This is a genomic window from Streptomyces sp. AMJ-169 (genome assembly GCF_055597585.1).
In genome coordinates this window covers 193,189-210,413 of the sequence record NZ_JBVLTJ010000012.1, presented here as the reverse complement: position 1 = coordinate 210,413, position 17,225 = coordinate 193,189, and the positions used below count along the sequence as shown (strand labels likewise).

At 71.3% G+C, this 17,225-nt stretch carries 18 protein-coding genes; 13 read left to right on the top strand and 5 right to left on the bottom strand.

Features of this window, described 5'->3' with window-relative positions:
• Positions 1-242 precede the first annotated feature (242 nt).
• The 7 genes from ACYUD3_RS28075 (at position 243) to ACYUD3_RS28045 (ending at position 8,217) form a co-directional block, all read left to right on the top strand.
• On the top strand, positions 243-632 hold the full coding sequence (locus tag ACYUD3_RS28075; protein WP_470975486.1) for a hypothetical protein: 390 nt from the start codon (positions 243-245) through the stop codon (positions 630-632).
• Positions 633-749: 117 nt separating this feature from the next.
• Positions 750-1,634, top strand: a complete 885-nt coding sequence (locus ACYUD3_RS28070; protein WP_470975483.1) for a TatD family hydrolase — start codon at positions 750-752, stop codon at positions 1,632-1,634.
• 148 nt (positions 1,635-1,782) lie between these two features.
• Positions 1,783-3,081: a ubiquitin-like domain-containing protein gene (locus ACYUD3_RS28065; protein ID WP_470975480.1), complete on the top strand. Its 1,299-nt coding sequence runs from the start codon at positions 1,783-1,785 to the stop codon at positions 3,079-3,081.
• Positions 3,082-3,125: 44 nt separating this feature from the next.
• Positions 3,126-3,992, top strand: coding sequence for a 16S rRNA (adenine(1518)-N(6)/adenine(1519)-N(6))-dimethyltransferase RsmA (rsmA, locus tag ACYUD3_RS28060; RefSeq protein ID WP_470975477.1), 867 nt, complete (start codon positions 3,126-3,128; stop codon positions 3,990-3,992).
• 245 nt (positions 3,993-4,237) lie between these two features.
• Positions 4,238-5,143 carry a 4-(cytidine 5'-diphospho)-2-C-methyl-D-erythritol kinase gene (locus ACYUD3_RS28055; RefSeq protein ID WP_470975474.1) on the top strand — a complete coding sequence of 302 codons (906 nt, stop codon included), beginning with the start codon at positions 4,238-4,240 and terminating at the stop codon, positions 5,141-5,143.
• 204 nt (positions 5,144-5,347) lie between these two features.
• Complete coding sequence (locus ACYUD3_RS28050) at positions 5,348-6,127, top strand: MHYT domain-containing protein (protein ID WP_470975472.1); 780 nt, start codon at positions 5,348-5,350, stop codon at positions 6,125-6,127.
• A gap of 95 nt (positions 6,128-6,222) precedes the next feature.
• Positions 6,223-8,217 carry a sensor histidine kinase gene (locus ACYUD3_RS28045; protein ID WP_470975469.1) on the top strand — a complete coding sequence of 665 codons (1,995 nt, stop codon included), beginning with the start codon at positions 6,223-6,225 and terminating at the stop codon, positions 8,215-8,217.
• Positions 8,218-8,237: 20 nt separating this feature from the next.
• On the opposite strand, the gene ACYUD3_RS28040 is transcribed toward ACYUD3_RS28045, so the two are convergent.
• The gene (locus ACYUD3_RS28040) at positions 8,238-8,966 is read right to left on the bottom strand and encodes an ATP-binding protein (RefSeq protein WP_470975466.1); all 729 of its coding nucleotides are present in this window, start codon (positions 8,964-8,966) and stop codon (positions 8,238-8,240) included.
• 165 nt (positions 8,967-9,131) lie between these two features.
• On the opposite strand from ACYUD3_RS28040, the gene ACYUD3_RS28035 reads away from it, so the two are divergent.
• Entirely contained in the window at positions 9,132-9,998 is an 867-nt protein-coding gene (locus ACYUD3_RS28035; protein WP_470975463.1) for a helix-turn-helix domain-containing protein, read from the top strand.
• Complete coding sequence (locus tag ACYUD3_RS28030; RefSeq protein ID WP_470975460.1) at positions 9,995-10,189, top strand: DUF397 domain-containing protein; 195 nt, start codon at positions 9,995-9,997, stop codon at positions 10,187-10,189. The genes ACYUD3_RS28035 and ACYUD3_RS28030 overlap by 4 nt, the downstream gene beginning before the upstream one ends.
• Here ACYUD3_RS28030 and ACYUD3_RS28025 read toward each other — a convergent pair.
• The 4 genes from ACYUD3_RS28025 to ACYUD3_RS28010 form a co-directional block, all read right to left on the bottom strand.
• A complete protein-coding gene (locus ACYUD3_RS28025) occupies positions 10,164-10,754 on the bottom strand; it encodes an HAD domain-containing protein (RefSeq protein WP_470975457.1) in 591 nt (196 codons plus the stop codon). The two genes, ACYUD3_RS28030 and ACYUD3_RS28025, sit on opposite strands and share 26 nt — an antisense overlap.
• Before the next feature lie 29 nt (positions 10,755-10,783).
• The gene (locus ACYUD3_RS28020; RefSeq protein WP_470975454.1) at positions 10,784-11,491 is read right to left on the bottom strand and encodes a class I SAM-dependent methyltransferase; all 708 of its coding nucleotides are present in this window, start codon (positions 11,489-11,491) and stop codon (positions 10,784-10,786) included.
• Positions 11,492-11,493: 2 nt separating this feature from the next.
• Positions 11,494-12,405, bottom strand: coding sequence for an aminoglycoside phosphotransferase family protein (locus ACYUD3_RS28015; protein ID WP_470975451.1), 912 nt, complete (start codon positions 12,403-12,405; stop codon positions 11,494-11,496).
• 78 nt (positions 12,406-12,483) lie between these two features.
• Positions 12,484-13,233, bottom strand: coding sequence for a hypothetical protein (locus ACYUD3_RS28010; protein WP_470975448.1), 750 nt, complete (start codon positions 13,231-13,233; stop codon positions 12,484-12,486).
• A gap of 229 nt (positions 13,234-13,462) precedes the next feature.
• Here ACYUD3_RS28010 and ACYUD3_RS28005 point away from each other — a divergent pair, with 229 nt between their 5' ends.
• The 4 genes from ACYUD3_RS28005 to ACYUD3_RS27990 all read left to right on the top strand — a co-directional run bounded on the left by ACYUD3_RS28005 (position 13,463) and on the right by ACYUD3_RS27990 (position 17,091).
• Positions 13,463-14,818, top strand: coding sequence for a tetratricopeptide repeat protein (locus tag ACYUD3_RS28005; RefSeq protein ID WP_470975445.1), 1,356 nt, complete (start codon positions 13,463-13,465; stop codon positions 14,816-14,818).
• 36 nt (positions 14,819-14,854) lie between these two features.
• Complete coding sequence (locus tag ACYUD3_RS28000) at positions 14,855-15,355, top strand: NUDIX domain-containing protein (RefSeq protein ID WP_470975443.1); 501 nt, start codon at positions 14,855-14,857, stop codon at positions 15,353-15,355.
• A 150-nt stretch (positions 15,356-15,505) separates the two neighbouring features.
• Positions 15,506-16,246: a DUF6879 family protein gene (locus ACYUD3_RS27995; protein WP_470975440.1), complete on the top strand. Its 741-nt coding sequence runs from the start codon at positions 15,506-15,508 to the stop codon at positions 16,244-16,246.
• Positions 16,243-17,091: a helix-turn-helix domain-containing protein gene (locus tag ACYUD3_RS27990; protein WP_470975437.1), complete on the top strand. Its 849-nt coding sequence runs from the start codon at positions 16,243-16,245 to the stop codon at positions 17,089-17,091. The genes ACYUD3_RS27995 and ACYUD3_RS27990 overlap by 4 nt, the downstream gene beginning before the upstream one ends.
• Positions 17,092-17,225 lie beyond the last annotated feature (134 nt).

Here is a 17,225-nt window from a genome sequence, read left to right as displayed (position 1 = left end):
CGTTTAAGCAGGTCACCGGGGATTTGAGCGGGGCGCACACCGTTTGAGCGCGCGCCCCATGTGCCCGCAAAGTCGCTTCCCCAATTGCAAAGCGAACGGCCTCTTACTGAGCCCCTTTGGTAAGGAAACGCCAAATCCGGTCCAACAGACGACAGGGGCTGATGCGTTCGGCGCCCCTCGGGCGTCCACTGGTACAGGGGACGCAAGAACGTCCCGTGTCCAGCGGAACAAGAGGAGCTGGCATGAGCGAGATCTCAGGGCGGACCGGCCTGCGCGACGGAGCGACGGCAGTGGTCAACGAGTCCTACTCCTTCGCCTGCATGCGCTGCGGCCACGGCTGGGAGCAGTCGTACGAGATAGAGCACCACACCGACGGGGACGGCCACCAGTTCGTCCTGTACGTCGCCGACGGGAGGGTCGTCCCGTCGCCGCTGTCCCAGCCCGGCTGCCAGAACTGCGACGGGCACGTCGTCCGCATCATGCGGGCGGGCCAGGTGTCCTCGGTGCGGGACGCGGCGCGGGTGCCGGGGGCGCGGGCGGCCGGGACCGAAGGAGAGCCGGTGTCCGGGGAGCCCGCCGAGCACCACTGGCACCTCTCGGATCTGCTGCACCCTTTCCGCAAGGCGAGCTGACCTGTCCCGAGGGGCCGGCCCGCGCGGCCCGGGCCGGCCTGGGCGAAACGGTTCACCGCTCGTGGGTGGACCCAGCCGCCCGGCACCGAGGGCATGCCCCCTCCGTAAGATCGGGGCATGCCCTCGAACGCCGCCCCTGACAAGAACACGGCCCCGCCGCCGCCCGCCCCTCTGAGGGTTGAGGTCGCCGACTCCCACACCCACCTCGACATGCAGTCGGGCACGGTCGAGGAGGCTTTGGCGAAGGCCGCGTCGGTCGGCGTCACCACGGTCGTCCAGGTCGGCTGCGACGTGAAGGGCTCCCAGTGGGCCGCCGCGACCGCCGAGGCGTACGACGCCGTGCACGCCGCCGTCGCCCTGCACCCCAACGAGGCGCCCCGGATCGTGCACGGGGACCCCGACGGCTGGTCCCGCCAAGGCGAGCGCGAGGCGGGCGGACGGCAGGCGCTGGACGAGGCGCTGGCGGAGATCGACCGGCTGGCCGCGCTGCCTCACGTCAAGGGCGTCGGCGAGACCGGCCTCGACTACTTCCGCACCGGGCCCGGGGGCAAAGAGGCGCAGGAGGACTCCTTCCGCGCCCACATCGAGATCGCCAAGCGGCACGGCAAGGCGCTCGTCATCCACGACCGCGAGGCCCACGCCGACGTCCTGCGCGTCCTGAAGGAGGAGGGCGCCCCCGAGCGGACCGTCTTCCACTGCTACTCCGGCGACGCCGAGATGGCCGAACTCTGCGCGCGCGCCGGGTACTTCATGTCCTTCGCGGGGAACGTGACGTTCAAGAACGCGCAGAACCTGCGGGACGCGGTGGCCGTGGCGCCGCTGGAGCTGCTGCTGGTCGAGACGGACGCCCCGTTCCTCACCCCGGCGCCGTACCGGGGCCGGCCCAACGCCCCCTATCTGATCCCGGTGACGGTACGGGCGATGGCCGCCGTGCGGGGGATCGGGGAGGACGCGCTGGCGGGGGCGCTGGGGGCGAACACGGCGCGGGCGTTCGGGTACTGAGGGTTCGCGCGGGGGGCGCCTGTCGTTTGCTGGACGGGAGTTGTCGTAAAAACTCCGAACGCGACCGTCCGTAACTGTGTCGCTTTGGAGAGTCACCGCCGACCCGCTAGGTTCTGTGGGCCCGATCGAACCATCGGCCCCCTGGAGCGTGTCCGGCGTGAGCAGCAGCCAGCAGTACGCGCAGGTTCCGGCGTACGACGATCCGTACGTCGACCCCTACGACCCCGGCCCGCCGGCGTACGTGCCTGTGCCCGGCCCCCCGGCCGAGTTCCCCCGCCAAGCCGCCCGCCCCGCCGACCCCGGCCGCCGCGCCGCCCGCCGCCGCCGGACCCGCTCAGGACGCTCGGGCCGCTCCGAGTCCGGGGTGCGGCGGCTGCTGCCGCAGGCCCTCGTCGTCGCCTTCCTCGCCGGCGGGACCACCGCGTTCGTCGCCCAGGACAAGGCGATCGAGCTGACCGTGGACGGCACCCCGCGCACGCTGCACACGTTCGCCGACGACGTCTCCGGGCTGCTCGACCAGGAGGGCGTCGAGGTCGGGGAGCACGACGTCGTGGTGCACGGCGACGGCGACGCCCTGTCCAGCGGCGACCAGGTCCAGGTGCACTACGGCCGTCCCGTCCGCCTCACCCTCGACGGCACCCGGCGCGAGGTGTGGACCACTGCCCGGACCGTCGCGGGGGCGCTCAGGCAGCTCGGGGTGCGCGCGGAGGGGGCGTACATCTCCACCTCGCGCGCCCGGCGGATCGGGCGGGAGGGGCTGGAGCTGGACGTCCGTACCGAGCGGCAGGTGACCGTCATGGCCGACGGGCGGGCCCGGGTCGTGCGCACCAACGCGGCGACCGTCCGGGAGGCGGTCGAGGCGGCCGGGGTCACGCTCGGCGGGCAGGACACGACGTCCGTGGCGCCGGGGAGCTTCCCCCGCGACGGGCAGACGGTCACCGTTCTGCGGATCACCGGGACCAGAGAAGTCCGCGAGGAGCCGATCCCCTTCGACATCGAGCGGACCCAGGATCCGTCGCTGTTCAAGGGGACCGAGGTCGTCGACCAGGTCGGGGAGTACGGGCTGCGGCGGGTGACGTACGCGCTGCGGGTGGTCAACGGGGTCAAGCAGAAGCCCCGGCGGATGCGGGTCGAGGTCGTGCGGGAGGCGCGTACGCAGGTGGTGCGGGTGGGGGCCAGGGCGCTGCCGTCGTCCGTGGCCGGGGCGGACGGGCTGAACTGGGGCGGGCTGGCCGCGTGCGAGTCCGGGGGGCGGGCCAACGCCGTTGACGCGTCCGGGACTTATGGGGGGCTGTATCAGTTCGACACGCGGACCTGGCAGGGGCTCGGGGGGAGCGGGCGGCCGCAGGACGCGCCGGCCGCCGAGCAGACGTTCCGGGCGAAGAAGTTGTATGTGCGGCGGGGGGCCAGTCCTTGGCCGCATTGCGGGGGGCGGCTTCATGGGTGACGGTGTCCGGCGCCGCGTACGGGGGACCCCGTACCCTTTGCCTGGTGAGCAGCCCTCTTCCCGACGCCCTTCTCGGGCCCGCCGACATCCGTGAGCTTGCCGCCGTTCTCGGCGTGCGCCCCACCAAGCAGCGCGGGCAGAACTTCGTCATCGACGCGAACACCGTCCGCCGGATCGTCCGTACCGCCGGGGTCCGGCCGGACGACGTCGTCGTGGAGGTCGGTCCCGGGCTGGGCTCTCTCACGCTGGCCCTGCTCGAAGCCGCCGATCACGTGATCGCCGTCGAGATCGACGACGTCCTCGCGGGCGCGCTGCCCGCGACGATCTCGGCGCGGATGCCGGAGCGGGCCTCCCGGTTCGCGCTGGTGCACTCCGACGCGATGCAGGTGCGGGAGCTGCCGGGGCCCGCCCCTACCGCGCTGGTCGCGAACCTCCCGTACAACGTCGCGGTGCCGGTGCTGCTGCACATGCTCGACACGTTCCCGAGCATCGAGCGGACGCTGGTGATGGTCCAGGCGGAGGTCGCCGACCGGCTGGCCGCGCCGCCCGGGTCGAAGGTGTACGGGGTGCCGTCGGTGAAGGCCAACTGGTACGCCGAGGTGAAGCGGGCCGGGGCGATCGGGCGGAACGTGTTCTGGCCGGCGCCGAATGTGGACAGCGGGTTGGTGTCGCTGGTCCGGCGGGCGGAGCCGGTGAAGACGGACGCGACGAAGGCGGAGGTGTTCGCGGTGGTCGACGCGGCGTTCGCGCAGCGGCGGAAGACGTTGCGGGCGGCGTTGTCCGGGTGGGCGGGGTCGGCTGCCGCCGCGGAGGCGGCGTTGGTGGGGGCCGGGGTTTCGCCTCAGGCGCGGGGGGAGTCTTTGACGGTGGAGGAGTTCGCGCGGATCGCGGAGTGCAAGGGGGCGGCGTGAGGGAGCTGTACTGGCCGGGGTCGGTGAGGGTGCCGGTGTTCCGGGCGCCGTCCCCTGGGGGCTGCGCCCCCAGACCCCCGCTCCGGCCCTGAACGGGCCTTGTCCTCAAGCGCCGGACGGGCTGGATTGTGCGGGCGTGCGCTGGAAAGTCGCGGTCCTTGAGGCGGAAGAATGTGCCTGGGCCGCCGCGCCCCCGCCCCGCAGAGATGCCCGCCGCACCTCCTCCGCCCCCTAAGGAGACCCCCGTGACCGTCACCGTCCGCGTCCCCGCCAAAGTCAATGTCCAGCTGGCCGTCGGTGCCGCTCGGGACGACGGGTTTCATGGGCTCGCCAACGTCTTCCTCGCCGTCGGCCTCTACGACGAAGTCACCGTCACCCCCGCCGACGAACTGCGCGTCACCTGTAGCGGGCCCGACGCCGGTCAAGTCCCCCTCGACCGGACCAACCTCGCCGCCCGCGCGGCCCTCGCCCTCGCCGAGCGGTACGGGCGGGCCCCCGACGTACACATCCACATCGCCAAGGACATCCCCGTCGCGGGCGGCATGGCGGGCGGGAGTGCGGACGGGGCCGGGGCGCTGCTCGCGTGTGACGCCTTGTGGGGGATCGGGGCGTCCCAGGCTGAACTGCTGGAGATCTGCGCCGAGTTGGGCAGTGATGTGCCGTTCGGTCTCGTCGGGGGAGCCGCGCTCGGGGTCGGGCGGGGGGAGCAGCTGAGTGTGCTGGAGGTGGGGGGGACGTTCCACTGGGTGTTCGCCACCGCCGTGCGCGGGCTGTCCACGCCTGCCGTGTACCGGGAGTTCGACCGGCTCGCGCAGGGGCGGGTGATCCCGGAGCCCGTCGCCTCGCCCGAGCTGCTGGCCGCGCTGGCGAAGGGGGACCCGGAGGCGTTGGCCGCCACGGTCTCCAACGACCTTCAGCCGGCCGCCCTTTCCCTCTTCCCGGAGCTGACCGCGACCCTCGACGCGGGCCGCGCGGCGGGAGCCCTCGCGGCGCTGGTGTCGGGGTCGGGGCCGACGACCGCGTTCCTCGCCCGGGACGCGGCGGGCGCGGCGGAGGTCGCGGCGGCGCTGGCGGCGTCGGGGACGTGCCGGAGCGTACGGACCGCGCCGGGACCGGCGGCCGGGGCGACCGTCGTACCCGGGGTGGCTTGAAATCACCTTCCGGTGAACGCTGGGGAGAGCTTGTGAAGAGGTGCGCATGATCCCGTAAGGGCGGTGCTGACCTGCATGGATATGTTAGCTAGGCCACACCGGTCCAATGTTCGGCAATGTGGGTTCATGGTCCATTTCGCGCCACTCTGATCGGTCGGCGCGGGGTGGCATGATCGGCCAACCCCTGGTCGAGAGGAATCCCCCATGGGACACATGGACCACTTCAGCGCCGGATGGGTCACCCCCGTCCTGTCGTACGCGATGGCGTGCGTCGGCTCGGCGCTGGGTCTGCACTGCACCGTCCGCGCGCTGGAGGCCGAGGGCGCGTCCAAGCGCAACTGGCTGCTGCTCGCCTCCCTCGCCATCGGCTCCGGCATCTGGACCATGCACTTCATCGCCATGCTGGGCTTCGGCGTCGAGGGCACCCCGATCCGCTACGACGTACCGCTGACCGTCCTGAGCCTGCTGATGTCCGTCGGCGTCGTCGCGGCCGGTGTCTTCACCGCCGGGTACGGCCGCTCCCGCGTCACCTCGGTCCTCTTCGGCGGGCTCGGCACCGGGCTCGGGGTCGCCGCGATGCACTACACCGGCATGGCGGCGCTCAACCTGCACGGCACCGTCAGCTACAACCCGATGCTGGTCATCGCGTCCGTCGTGATCGCCGTCGTCGCCGCGACCGTCGCGCTGATGCTGACCCTCGTCGTCCGCGGCGCCCTCCTCGCCGGCCTCAGTGCGCTTGTCATGGGCCTGGCAGTGAGCAGCATGCACTACACCGCGATGTACGCCGTCAGCGTCGAACTCACCCCGAGCGGCGCGGCCCTGCCGGGCGCGCCGGCCACGGAGTTCATCTTCCCGCTCGCCGTCCTGCTCGGCTCCTTCCTCTTCCTGACCGCCGCGTACGTGGCGCTGTCCCCGGCCGGGCGGCGGCAGGACTCCGCGATGGCGGCGGCGCTGCTGCGCGAGGTGGAGCTGACGACGGCCTGAGGGCTGTTCTTTTCCTGAACCGGCGGGGGCGCGCGACGGGGGTGCGCGCCCCCGTACTTTCCCTGTACCCCGACCCGGACGAGGTCCCCATGCGTATGCCCCGACCCCCCGCCTGGCTGCGGCCCCGATCGGTGCGGGCGAAGATCGTCGCGCTGCTGATGCTGCCGGTCGTCTCCCTGATGGCCCTGTGGGGCTTCGCCGCGGTGACGACCGCGCAGAGCATCGGCGACGCCGAGCGCGCGAAGTCCGTCAACTCCCAACTCCTGAAGCCGGTCGGGGAGTTGGTGACGGCCGTGCAGGCCGAGCGGGCCGCCGCGCTGCGGTACGCGGCGGATCCGGCGGCGTACACCAGGGCCCAGTCCGCGACCGAGGACGCCGCCTCCGCCGTGCGCGAGGGCATCGACTCGGCGGGTTCCGACGCCGGGCTGCTCAACTCCGCGCTGCCCGGGCGGCTTTCGAAGCTGAAGGCGGACACCGGGGGGTTCGCGGCGCTGCGGCGGCAGGTCACGGAGAGGTCGGCGACGGCCGTGCAGACGTACGGGCGGTACTCGGCGGTCGTGGAGCACGCGTTCGCCGTCGCGGGGGCGCTCACCGGGGACAAGGGGAGCGCGGCGGCGTCCGAGGCGCGGGTGGTGCTGGAGTTGGGGCGGGCGCGGGATGCGGTGGCGAGGGAGGGGGCGCTGTTGGGGGCGGCTTCGGGGGCGGGGTCGGCTTCGGAATCGGCTTCGGCTTCGGCTTCGGCTTCGGCTTCAGGGAAGCTCTCCGACGAGGAGTACGCCCTCTTCGTCGGTGCCGTCGCGACGCAGCGCGCGCTGCTCCGGTCCGCCGTCGACGACTTGCGGCCCGCCCATCAGACGGCGTACCAGAACGTGCTGGACAGCAAGCAGTTCGCCCGGATGAAGGCCGTCGAGGACCAGGTGCGGCCCGGCGCGCTGCCCTCGCTCGCGGGCTGGGACGGCGATGTCGCGCACGTCCTGAGCGGGCTCGCCGGCGCCGAGGCGGCGGCCGGGGTCGGGGCGACCGCCAAGGCGGACCCCTTCGGGTGGGACACCCTGGGGGCGTCCGGGGTCGCCGTGGTGCTGGGTCTCGTAGGCGTCCTGCTCTCGCTGCTGGTGTCGGTGCTGGTGGGCCGGGGGCTGATCGTCGAGCTGCTGGATCTGCGCAACTCCGCGCTGGAGGTCGCCGGGCGGCGGCTGCCGCAGGCCATGCGGCGGCTGCACGCCGGGCAGGGCGTCGACATCGACGCGGAGGCGCCCATGCGGCGGCTGGCCGGGGATGAACTCGCCCAGGTCGGGACCGCGTTGACGGCTGTGCAGCGGGCCGCGCTGAAGGCGGCGGCGGAGCGGGCGGAGCTGCTCAGCGGGATCTCCGGGGTGTACGTCAGCCTCGCGCGCCGCAGTCAGGTGCTGCTGCACCGGCAGCTGGATCTGCTCTCCGCGATGGAGCAACGGCAGCAGGACGCGGCCGAGTTGCACGAGCTGTACCGGGTGGACTACCTGGCGACGCGGATGCGGCGGCACTCCGAGAGTCTGCTGATCCTCTCCGGGATCACCCCGGGGCGCGGCTGGCGCGACCCGATCGCGCTCACGGACGTCCTGCGGGCGGCGGTCGCGGAGATCGAGTCGGCGGGGCGGGTGCAGATCTGGGCCGTGCCCCGGGTCTCCGTGGTCGGCGGTTCGGTCGCGGACGTCATCCATCTGCTCGCCGAACTGGTCGAGAACGCGGCCTCCTTCTCGCCGCCGTCCACCCAGGTCCAACTGCGCGCCGCCCGGATGCGGGACGGCGTGCTCATCGAGGTCGAGGACAGCGGCTTCGGCATGAACGAGGAGGCCCTCGCCGAGGCCAACCGGAAGATCCAGTCCGACAAGGTCGACCTCCTCGACGCCAAACAGATCGGCCTCTTCGTGGTGAACCGGCTGCGGGAGCGGCAGGGGATACGGGTGGAGGTACGGGGGTCCCAGAGCGGGGGTGTCGTCGCGGCGGTCTTCATCCCGGAGCAGCTGATCCGGGATGACATGCCGGCGGGGGAGAGGGGGAGGGGGTTGGCGCCGGCTTCGGCGTTGATTCCGCAGCAGCGGGTGGGGGGTTAGGGGGCTGGGGGTAACGGAGGCTAGTTGAGGGCGAGTTCGGCCCAGACCGTCAGGCCTCTGCGGGTGCGGCAGGTGCCCCAGCGGGCGGACAGGGCTGCGGTGATCAGGAGGCCTCGGCCGTGTTCCTCGTCGGGGGCGGGGCGTTGGGTGGGGACGAGAGTCAGGGCGGGGGCCGGGTGTTTCCGCGCCGGGCCGTCGTCCCCGCCGTTCCCCTCGTCCGTCACCGTCACCGCCGCCGTGCGGGAGGTCAGGACAAAGCTCACGGTGATCGTGCGACTGCCGCTGTGCTCAAGGGCGTTGGCGGTCAGCTCGCCCGTGACGATCTCCAAGTCGTCGATCAGCTGTGGGGGGAGACCCTTCGCGTGCGCCGCGTCCCGGATGTGATGGCGGGCGGCGCGGGAAGTCGTGCCCTCGGTGCCGGGGAGGGTGAGGGTGTCGTCGTAGCGGGGGATCGGGCCGTCGTACGGGGTGCCCCTGCCGTGGGCGATGTGGAGGGTGTCGGCCAGGGCGTTCGCCAACTGGGGTAGCAGGCTTGCCAGTTGGTGAGTCCGGTGAGGGTCTGCTTTGCGGGCCCGGGCCAGCAGGCGTTCCGCCAGGGCGAGTTGGGCCGTCTCCATCTGGGCGGCTACTCGGGAGACGGGGCCGTAGGGGGTGTCCGAGATGAGGAGGGCGGGGCGGCCTGAGGCGGTGGGGTGGGGGAGGTGGCGGATGAACTCGGGCTGGTGGTCTCCGTTGTGGTTGATCAGCACGGCAACTCCAGGGGTGGGGTTGGGCAGTTGGCTGTCGCCTGACTCACAATAAGATTCCAGCAAGAAAATTGTCTCGCAAGCCCATCACCCTAACGAGTGGCTTGTACGAAAACTGGCATCGCCCTGTCCGGCCGGCGGTACTCTCCGCGCCAGGAGGTGGGAAACATGACCGACGCCCAACCCAACCTGCACCGACGCCGGTTGGGCCTGGAACTGCGCGCCCTACGCAAGGCCACGGGCATGAGCCTGACCGAGGCCGCCGAACGACTCTGCTTTTCCGGAGCCTCGGCGCTGAGCAAGATCGAGAACGGCAAGCAGAGGGTGCCGGGCATCGCGCTCGCGGGGTTCTTCGAGGTGTACGAGCTTCAGGACAAGGGGCGCATCGAGAAGATCCGGAAGCTGACGTCGCTGGCGAACTCGAATAAGCGCACCAACTTGCTTGACCAGTACCGCCAGTCTGTCCGTGACCCGTTCGCCGAGTACCTGCACCTGGAGGAGCTGGCCTCCAAGTGCGAGACGTTCGCTTGGATGATCCCTGGCCTGCTCCAGAGCCCTGACTACGCTCGCGTGGTTGTGGAGCGCAGCCGTAAGTGGCAGACCACTCGGGAGATCGACAACTTCGTCGAGCTACGGATGGCCAGGCAGCGAGCGCTGTTGCGAGAGAGTCCTCTCCATCTCTGGTGTGTGCTGGACGAGTCGGCGCTCCTAAGAGAGGTCGGCGGCAAGCAAGTGATGAAGGCTCAGCTCGAACATCTGCTGGCAGTGACCGAAGAGCACAAGCATGTGACCCTCCAGATACTGCCGTTCACGCAGGGGGCTCACGCCGGCTTCGACGGGCCGTTCCACCTGCTGCATTTCCCTGTCGGACCGCCCGTGGTGGTGGTCGAGCCGATGACAACTTCGCTGTACCTGGAGGAAGATAGCGACATCGGGCGCTACGAGATGGCGTTCGGCCATCTGCGCAGTGAGGCGCTCGAAACGGAAGCCTCGCGGCGCGCTATCCACGACCTGATCAAGGACCGCTACACATGAACAAGAAGATCGACCTCGCTGACGCTGCCTGGTTCAAGAGCAGCTACAGCAACGGCGGCGACAACTGTGTAGAGGCCGCTTTCGCCGGCACCGCGATCCTCCTCCGCGACTCCAAGGCCCCCCACCTCGGCACCCTCGCCGTCCCGGACACCGCCTTCACCACCTTCATCGGCAGCCTCCCCCTCCGCTGACCAGCGACGAAGCCCGCCCCGGCCCAGTCGGCCGGTATGTCCACCGTGCCGCCTGGGCGAGGGCTTTGAGGAGGTGTTCGGGGAGGAGGCCGGTGTGGGGGTCGGGCTGGATGAGGGTGGTGGGGTGGCCGTGGGTGGTGCGGTCGGTGGCCCATTGGTGGTCGAGGCGGGTGAAGTCGTCGTCGATCCAGAGGGCGGGTGCGGTGCCGAGCCAGGGGGCGACGTGGTCGCGTTTCCAGAGGTAGCCGTGGGGGTGGCTGGTGGTGATCTGTGGGCGGGGGAGGTCGATGTGCGGGAAGGGCGGGAGGCCGAGGAGGGGGCTGATGAGGGTGGTGGCGTCGTGGCGCCAGCTGGTGCACCAGACGGGGGTGACGATGCCTGACTGGAGGACGTCGGTGAGCAGGGGGCCGTGCGCGGGATTGAGCCAGACGGTGACCGGGTTGTCGGTGGTGCGGCCGGTGGGGACGATCTGGTGGCGGGTGTGGGTGGCGGGGGTGGTTCCTTCCGGGTCGGGGAAGGGGATGAGGACGCCGTCGATGTCGAGGAGCAGGTAGGGCGGGCGCATCGGGTTCTCCCAGGGGAGCCGGGGCGGGGTCAGGGTTTGCGGGCGGTGATCAGCAGGGTGGCGGGCCGGCCGGTGTGGTGGGCGTCGGGGAAGCCCTGGGCCGAGGTGAGGCGCAGTCCGGCCCGGCTGAGGTGTTTCTCCCAGCGGCTTGTGTCGAACTCCCAGCGGGTGAGGGGGAGTCGGGTGTGGTCGGGGAGGGCGAGATGTCCGTGGACGGGGTGGTCGTCGGTGGAGGGGGGGTGGCCGTCGCGATGGGGGTGGGGGACGGAGAAGGCGAGGACGCCGCCGTGGCTGAGGTGCTGGGCGATGGCGGGGAGCAGGAGTTCGGGGGCGACGAGGCCGACGGCGCCGAAGACGGAGCAGACGGCGTCGAAGCGCTCGGCGGAGACATGCAGGTAGTGCAGGGCGTGTGCGGCGGTGAAGGTCAGGTTGTGCAGCCGGCCGTAGTGGGCGCGGGCCCGGCGTACCTGGTGGACCACCACATCAATTCCCGTTACCTGGGCACTTGTTGATGGTTCTTCTGTGGAGGCGGCGAGGTGGGCGGCGTTGTGGCCGGGGCCGCAGCCGAGTTCCAGCAGCCGTCTGCCCGCCAGCTCCGGGCCGAGGATTTCCGCGCCGGGGCCGGTGCCGGGCCGGGTCGTCCACTCCATCCGGGCGGGGACGGGCAGCGGCCCGGCGGGAGCGGTCGTGGTGCGCTGGAGGGCGTGGGCGTGCCATGGGGACGCGGGGGCGGGCACGGTCAGATCTCCAGGAGGCGGAGGACGTCGGTGAGGTGGCGGCGGACGGTTTTGAGGTAGGCGGGGTCGGTGGCCGGGTCGTCGATCCAGCGGACGGACTGTTCCATGAACCACTCCACGGCCCACATGCGGTGCCAGCCCAGCGCCCACTGCTCGGCCGGAAGGCCGCCCCGCCGGGCGAGGGCGTCGGGGGTGCCGCCCTGGGCGACATAGGTCTCCAGGAAGGCGCGCAGACGGTCGGGGTCGGGGGTGTCGAGGGTGCCGTGCCAGCTGGCGAGGTCGAGGAGGCCGGGGCCGGTGAAGGCACGGGCCAGGTCCAGCAGCCGCCAGCTCTGTTGGCCGATGTGGAGGCTGGTGGGGTGGAACTCGGAGTGCGCCCAGCCGAACGGAGGCGTAGTCGTGCCTGCCGAGCGGGCGCTGGCGGCCCGGGCGGTGCGCCCGAGCATGTCCTCGACGTCGTCCGCGTCCGGCCACCGGTCTGCCTTGCGGAGTGCGGCGAGGTGGTCCAGGGCCCGGCCGGGCAGGGCCCGCAGCTGTTCGGGGTCGAGGACGGGCAGGGCGGCAGCGGCGCGGGTGCGGTGCAGGACCACTGCGGCCACGGCGCCGTCGAGGTCGTCGGCGTCACGGACGGCGGTGCCGAGGTCTTCGAGGAGCATGCCGAGGTGGCCGTCCAGGACGGCGGAGGCGTGAACCCGGGGGACCGGAACGCCGAGCGTGCGGGCCAGGCGCAGTGCCCGGTCCTCACCGTCGAAGGGCTTCTTGGCGTACTTGAAGATGACGGTGGCGGCGTCGGGGAAGGTAAGGCGCTCGACGCCGGACATGGACCACACCCGCACCTCCTGCCGTACCGGGGCGGGCCGGCCGGTGAGGGTCAGCAGGTGGTCCAGGAGTTCGGTGGTGCGGTTCGCGTCCATGGGGAAGGGGTGCTCCAGTGCGGTTCGCGGCGTCCGGGGCGGGCAGCAGGTGCCGGCAGCGGCCCCGGACACCGGGGGCTAGGCGGCGGGGTGCGCGCGGTGGGCGTGGACCCGGGCGATCCAGCCCGTCTTGAACGCGGCGAGGTCGTCGCGGAAGGCGTTCATCGAGGCACCGTAGGGGGCGACGACACCGCCGGTCTGGTCCGGCACGGACTGGCAGCCGTGCACGAGCCGCCCGCCGAGCGCGGCATGGGCCTTGACGGACTCGATACGGCGGTGCTCGTTGAACCAGCCGCCGTGGTAGACCTCGTCCAGCATGCCGCCCGTGTCGTCGTCGAGGTCGAAGACGACGGAGGTGGCGGCGGGGAAGAACCAGCACGGGCCGACGTTGGAGATGTGCCCGTCCAGCTCCACCTTGTTCAGCGCCATCAGCGTCGCCGCCTCGCGCAGCATCCGCAGATGCCCGGCGGTGACCTGCGGCAGGCCGAGGCCGGCGAGGTGCTCCTCGCGGAACAGGTAGGCGTACACCTCGTAGGCGGTGGCCAGGACCCGGGCCGCGTCGGAGGTGGACTCGCCGTGCTGCTTGATGAAGTCGAGGGCGAGCTGCTCGACCGCGCTCTCGGCCGTCTCCTCCACGTCCAGGAGCCGGTCCTTGACCAGCTCCCAGTCGGCGACGAGCCAGGTGTGGGACTCGAAGCGGAAGAAGTACTCGGCCGGGTCGACGGTGATGCGCCGGCCGTCGGCCCGGATTCCGGGCAGGCGGCTCCAGCGTGCGTCGAACTCCCCGGGCAGTTCGACCGTGATCGCTGTGGTGTCGGTGGTGGTCACCGTGCCTCCGTCTCTGATCGGCCGGGCCCAGGACACAGTGGTGCGTGAACCCGGCGTGGGCGTACGGAACTTGAGCGCAGCCGCCCGGCCGGACGCGGAGCCCGGCCTCAGGTCCCGGCCGGGCAGTGGGCGGCTGCTGTTTCAGTGAACCGTCCGTCACGCACCGTGGGTACGGTGGGCGGCAGCCGAAGCGGTATACACGGTGTACAGCCCCGGACGGGAGGCCGGCGTGACAGCACCCGAAGAACCCGACTCCCGCTTACGCGACACCGTCGAAGCGGCCGGCTGCACGTACGAGGCCCTGGCGAGGGACGTGCGCCGCGTCGCCGCCGAGAACGGCGAGATGCTACAGACCAACAAGTCGGCCGTCTCGCACTGGGTGAACGGCACCCGCAGACCCGCCGGGCGGACCGGCCAGTACCTCGCCGAAGCGCTGTCACGCCGGACGGGCCGCGTCATCACCCCGGCCGGGATCGGCCTGCGCCCGCCCGAGACCGCACTGCTGGAGGAGCCCGACCCGGTCGCGGCCGTGACCGGGCTCGGCCGGGCCGACGTCGAACGCCGCCGTTTCCTCACGGTGGCGGCCTTCACCACGGCCGGCGTCGCGATGCCGCTCGCCTACGACCACGAGGCCACCGCCCGCATGCTGCGCGCCCGCACCGGCACCTCCCTGGTCGGGGCACAGGACGTGGACGTCGTACGCCACATCACCGCGGCCTTCTCCGCCGCCGACGAACGCCTCGGCGGCGGACACGGCCTGACCACCGTCACCGCCTACCTCGCCGACACCGCCGCCCCCATGCTCCGCGGCCGCTTCCCCGACGACACCGCACGCCGGGCTGCCTTCGGGGCCGTGGCCGAACTCGCCTACCTCGCCGGGTGGAAGCACCACGACCTCGGCCACGAAGGCGCCGCCCAGCGCTACTACCAGAGCGGCTACCGCCTCGCCTGCGAAGCCGACCCCCACGGCCACGCCGCCTGGATGATGCGCGCCCTCGCCCACCAGGCCCTCAGCCTCAAACAGCCCCACCACTGCGTCGACCTCGTCGAAGGCGCCCTCACCCGCGGGCTCGGCCACGTCGACGGCCGCACCGAAGCCCTCCTCCACATCACCCACGCCCGCGCCTACGCCGCCACCGGCGAGAACCCCCTGGCCGCCCGCGCCCTGCTCGCCGCCGAAGACGCCCTCCTGCGCGACGACGGCCCCCAGCCCGCCTACTCCCAAGTCAGCGGACCCGCCGCCGGCACCATCGCCAGCCACACCGCCCGCACCCTCACCGACCTCGCCGACCACACCGGCACCGAACAGCAGCACCGCCACGCCCTCACCCGCTGGGACCCCCACAAGTACCAGCGCGTCCACGCCCTCACCCACGCCGACCTCGGCGACAGCCTCGCCGCCCAGGCCCGCGCCGACGAAGCCGTCGCCGCCTGGACCCAGGCCCTGACCCTCATGGACGGCATGACCTCCGACCGCACCCGCAAAGCCATCACCTCCCTGCACTCCACCCTCGCCGTCTACCGGCGCCGCAAAGTCCCCGGAGCCGCCGAACTCGCCCGCCGCGCACGCGAAACACTCGCCTAAGCTGCCCACCAACCGGCCGACGAAGGGACACCAGCCGTGGCTCAGCGGACAACCGACAACCAGCCCACACCCCTGCCGCCCGCCCTCGAATCCATGACCCTGCTGGTCGCCGCCGTCATCGTCCACGACCAGACCGCAGGCCGCGTCGTCCTCCTCCAGCGGAGCCAGAACGCCAAGTTCGCCCAGGGCCTGTGGGACCTCCCCGTCGGCAAGAGCGAACCCGGCGAACCCATCACCACCACCGCCGTACGCGAGCTGTACGAGGAGACCGGCCTGACCGTGAAACCGGAATCCCTCAAAGTCGTCCACGTCATCCACAGCGCCCTGGGCGTCGAAGCCCCGGGCGGGTTCCTCACCGTCGTCTTCGCCACCCACGAATGGACCGGCGAACCCGAAAACCGCGAACCCCTCAAACACGCCCAGGTCCGCTGGACCGACACCGACGCCATCCCCGAGCAGTTCGTGGACACGACCGCCAGCGCCCTCCACCACTACCTGACCGGCGGACCACAGGTGTCGCTGGACGGATGGCGGTAGCCTCAGCCGGCCAAGCACTGACCCGGCCGGCGGGGTTGCTTGCACGCAATCCCGCCCCCTGCCCTATGTGAGCAATCTCCCGCAATCCCCGCCCCCGCCCCTGGCCGTTCCGCCATGCTGATCCTCCAACCAGCAAGAACGGAGGGCTACATGACGCTCAGGTTCATCGGGACGACCAGCGATCACGGCAACTGCCCCACCCTGTACGAGATCGAGGGCACGGACGAGATCCTCGTACAAGGCGAGCGGGAGACCGATCCCGGACACTTGGCGCAACTCAAGGACGTCAAGGAGTCCGAGACATTCGTCCGCGTCCCGCGCGACCTGCTGACCCGGTACGCACCGAAGCACGAAGCCCCTGAACTCCAGCCGTTCGAGGCCATCACCCACCTGTTCAGCGACTTCGAGCACACCGCCTGGCGCCTGGAAACCCAGCGAGGCTACGCGTCCGACCGCGAGAGCCCCAAGTGGAGCCGGTTCCTCGCCGGTGAGGACGTCTCGAAGGACCCGCGTAACCCCTGGCGTGAGAACGTCAAGGCTCAGACAGCGCAGGGCAAGCGCTTCGAACGGGTCCGCCTGGTCGATGAACCGCCCACCCAGGGACAGGAGTTCCTCCTCGCCACCGCACCCGGAAACATCGCCGCCGGCGAGGACATCCGGAACCTCACCCGAGCCGAAGCCAAGCAACTGAGGCTTCCCGACTACGACTTCTGGCTCTTCGACTCCAAGGTCGTCGCCCGCTTCCTGATCGACGAGGAAGACACCACCCTCGGTGTGTACGTCACCGAGGACCCGGCCGAAGTCCTCGTCGCCTGCCAGGCCCGGGACGCCGCCTGGCACCACGCCGTCCGTACCGAAGAGTTCGCCAGGCGGGTACGTTCGGCTATGTGAGCACGGACTACCAGACCGCCAGAGAAGCCCTCGGCGCGCGGCTGAGCGAGCTGCGCACCGAGGCTTCACTCAGTGGCAAGGGCCTTGCCGACCGGCTGGGGTGGCAGCCGTCTAAGGTCTCCCGTTTACAGAACGGCAAGCAGACGCCGTCTCCGGCTGATCTGACCGCGTGGGCGCACGCCTGTGGCAGGCCGGACGTGGAAGCTGAGCTTCAAGGGCTCCTGTCCGGGCTGGAGATACAACAACGGCACCGTTCCTGGCGGCGTCAGCTGGCGGGCGGGCACCGGGGCCGTCAAGAAGTCGCGGTGCGGCAGTCCCAGGCGACGACGTTGATCCGGGGCGTCGAAGTGACCTGTGTCCCAGGCCTGTTCCAGACGCCGGAGTACGCCCGCCATATGTTCGACACCTTGGCGGAGTTCCAGGGCATCCCGCCGACCACCGAAGCCGCGGTCGAGGCCCGGATGCGACGTCAGGAGACGCTGTACGACCCGGAGAAGAGCTTCCGCTTCCTCCTCTGCGAAGCCGCCCTTTACTTCCGGCACTGTCCTGCGGACGTCATGGCCGAACAACTCGACCGGCTCTACAACCTCGTCGGGCAGCGCCGCGTCGAACTCGGCATCCTCCCCTTCGGCGTGCAGATGCGCCGCTTGCCGTCCCATGGGTTCTGGATCTTCGACCGCCGCCTGGTGAACGTCGAGACCATCAGCGAAGAGCTGTGGCTCAAAGAGGACGAGGACATCCAGCTGTACGAGCGGGCCTGGGACTGGCTCGCCGCATCCGCCGTGTACGGGACAGCCGCCCGCCGACTCATCGGCCGTGCGAGGGCATCGCTGGACCTACCCTGAGCAATCATGCTCAAGTGCCCTGATTTCATGCGCAATCGCACGCAATCACCAAACAAGACGGCAATCGTGCCCCCTAGCGTCCAGGCAACGGACATGCCGCCCGGCAAGTCCGGCAAGCGTCTCTCCTCTGTGAG

Excerpts from the sequence above, each read along its gene's own strand:
- ACYUD3_RS28025 (WP_470975457.1), bottom strand. The coding sequence starts at position 10,754 with ATGCGCCCGCCCTACCTGCTCCTCGACATCGACGGCGTCCTCATCCCC.
- ACYUD3_RS28035 (WP_470975463.1), top strand. The coding sequence starts at position 9,132 with ATGACCGACGCCCAACCCAACCTGCACCGACGCCGGTTGGGCCTGGAA.
- ACYUD3_RS28045 (WP_470975469.1), top strand. The coding sequence starts at position 6,223 with ATGCCCCGACCCCCCGCCTGGCTGCGGCCCCGATCGGTGCGGGCGAAG.
- ACYUD3_RS28050 (WP_470975472.1), top strand. The coding sequence starts at position 5,348 with ATGGGACACATGGACCACTTCAGCGCCGGATGGGTCACCCCCGTCCTG.
- ACYUD3_RS28075 (WP_470975486.1), top strand. The coding sequence starts at position 243 with ATGAGCGAGATCTCAGGGCGGACCGGCCTGCGCGACGGAGCGACGGCA.
- ACYUD3_RS27995 (WP_470975440.1), top strand. The coding sequence starts at position 15,506 with ATGACGCTCAGGTTCATCGGGACGACCAGCGATCACGGCAACTGCCCC.
- ACYUD3_RS28015 (WP_470975451.1), bottom strand. The coding sequence starts at position 12,405 with ATGGACGCGAACCGCACCACCGAACTCCTGGACCACCTGCTGACCCTC.
- ACYUD3_RS28070 (WP_470975483.1), top strand. The coding sequence starts at position 750 with ATGCCCTCGAACGCCGCCCCTGACAAGAACACGGCCCCGCCGCCGCCC.
- ACYUD3_RS28030 (WP_470975460.1), top strand. The coding sequence starts at position 9,995 with ATGAACAAGAAGATCGACCTCGCTGACGCTGCCTGGTTCAAGAGCAGC.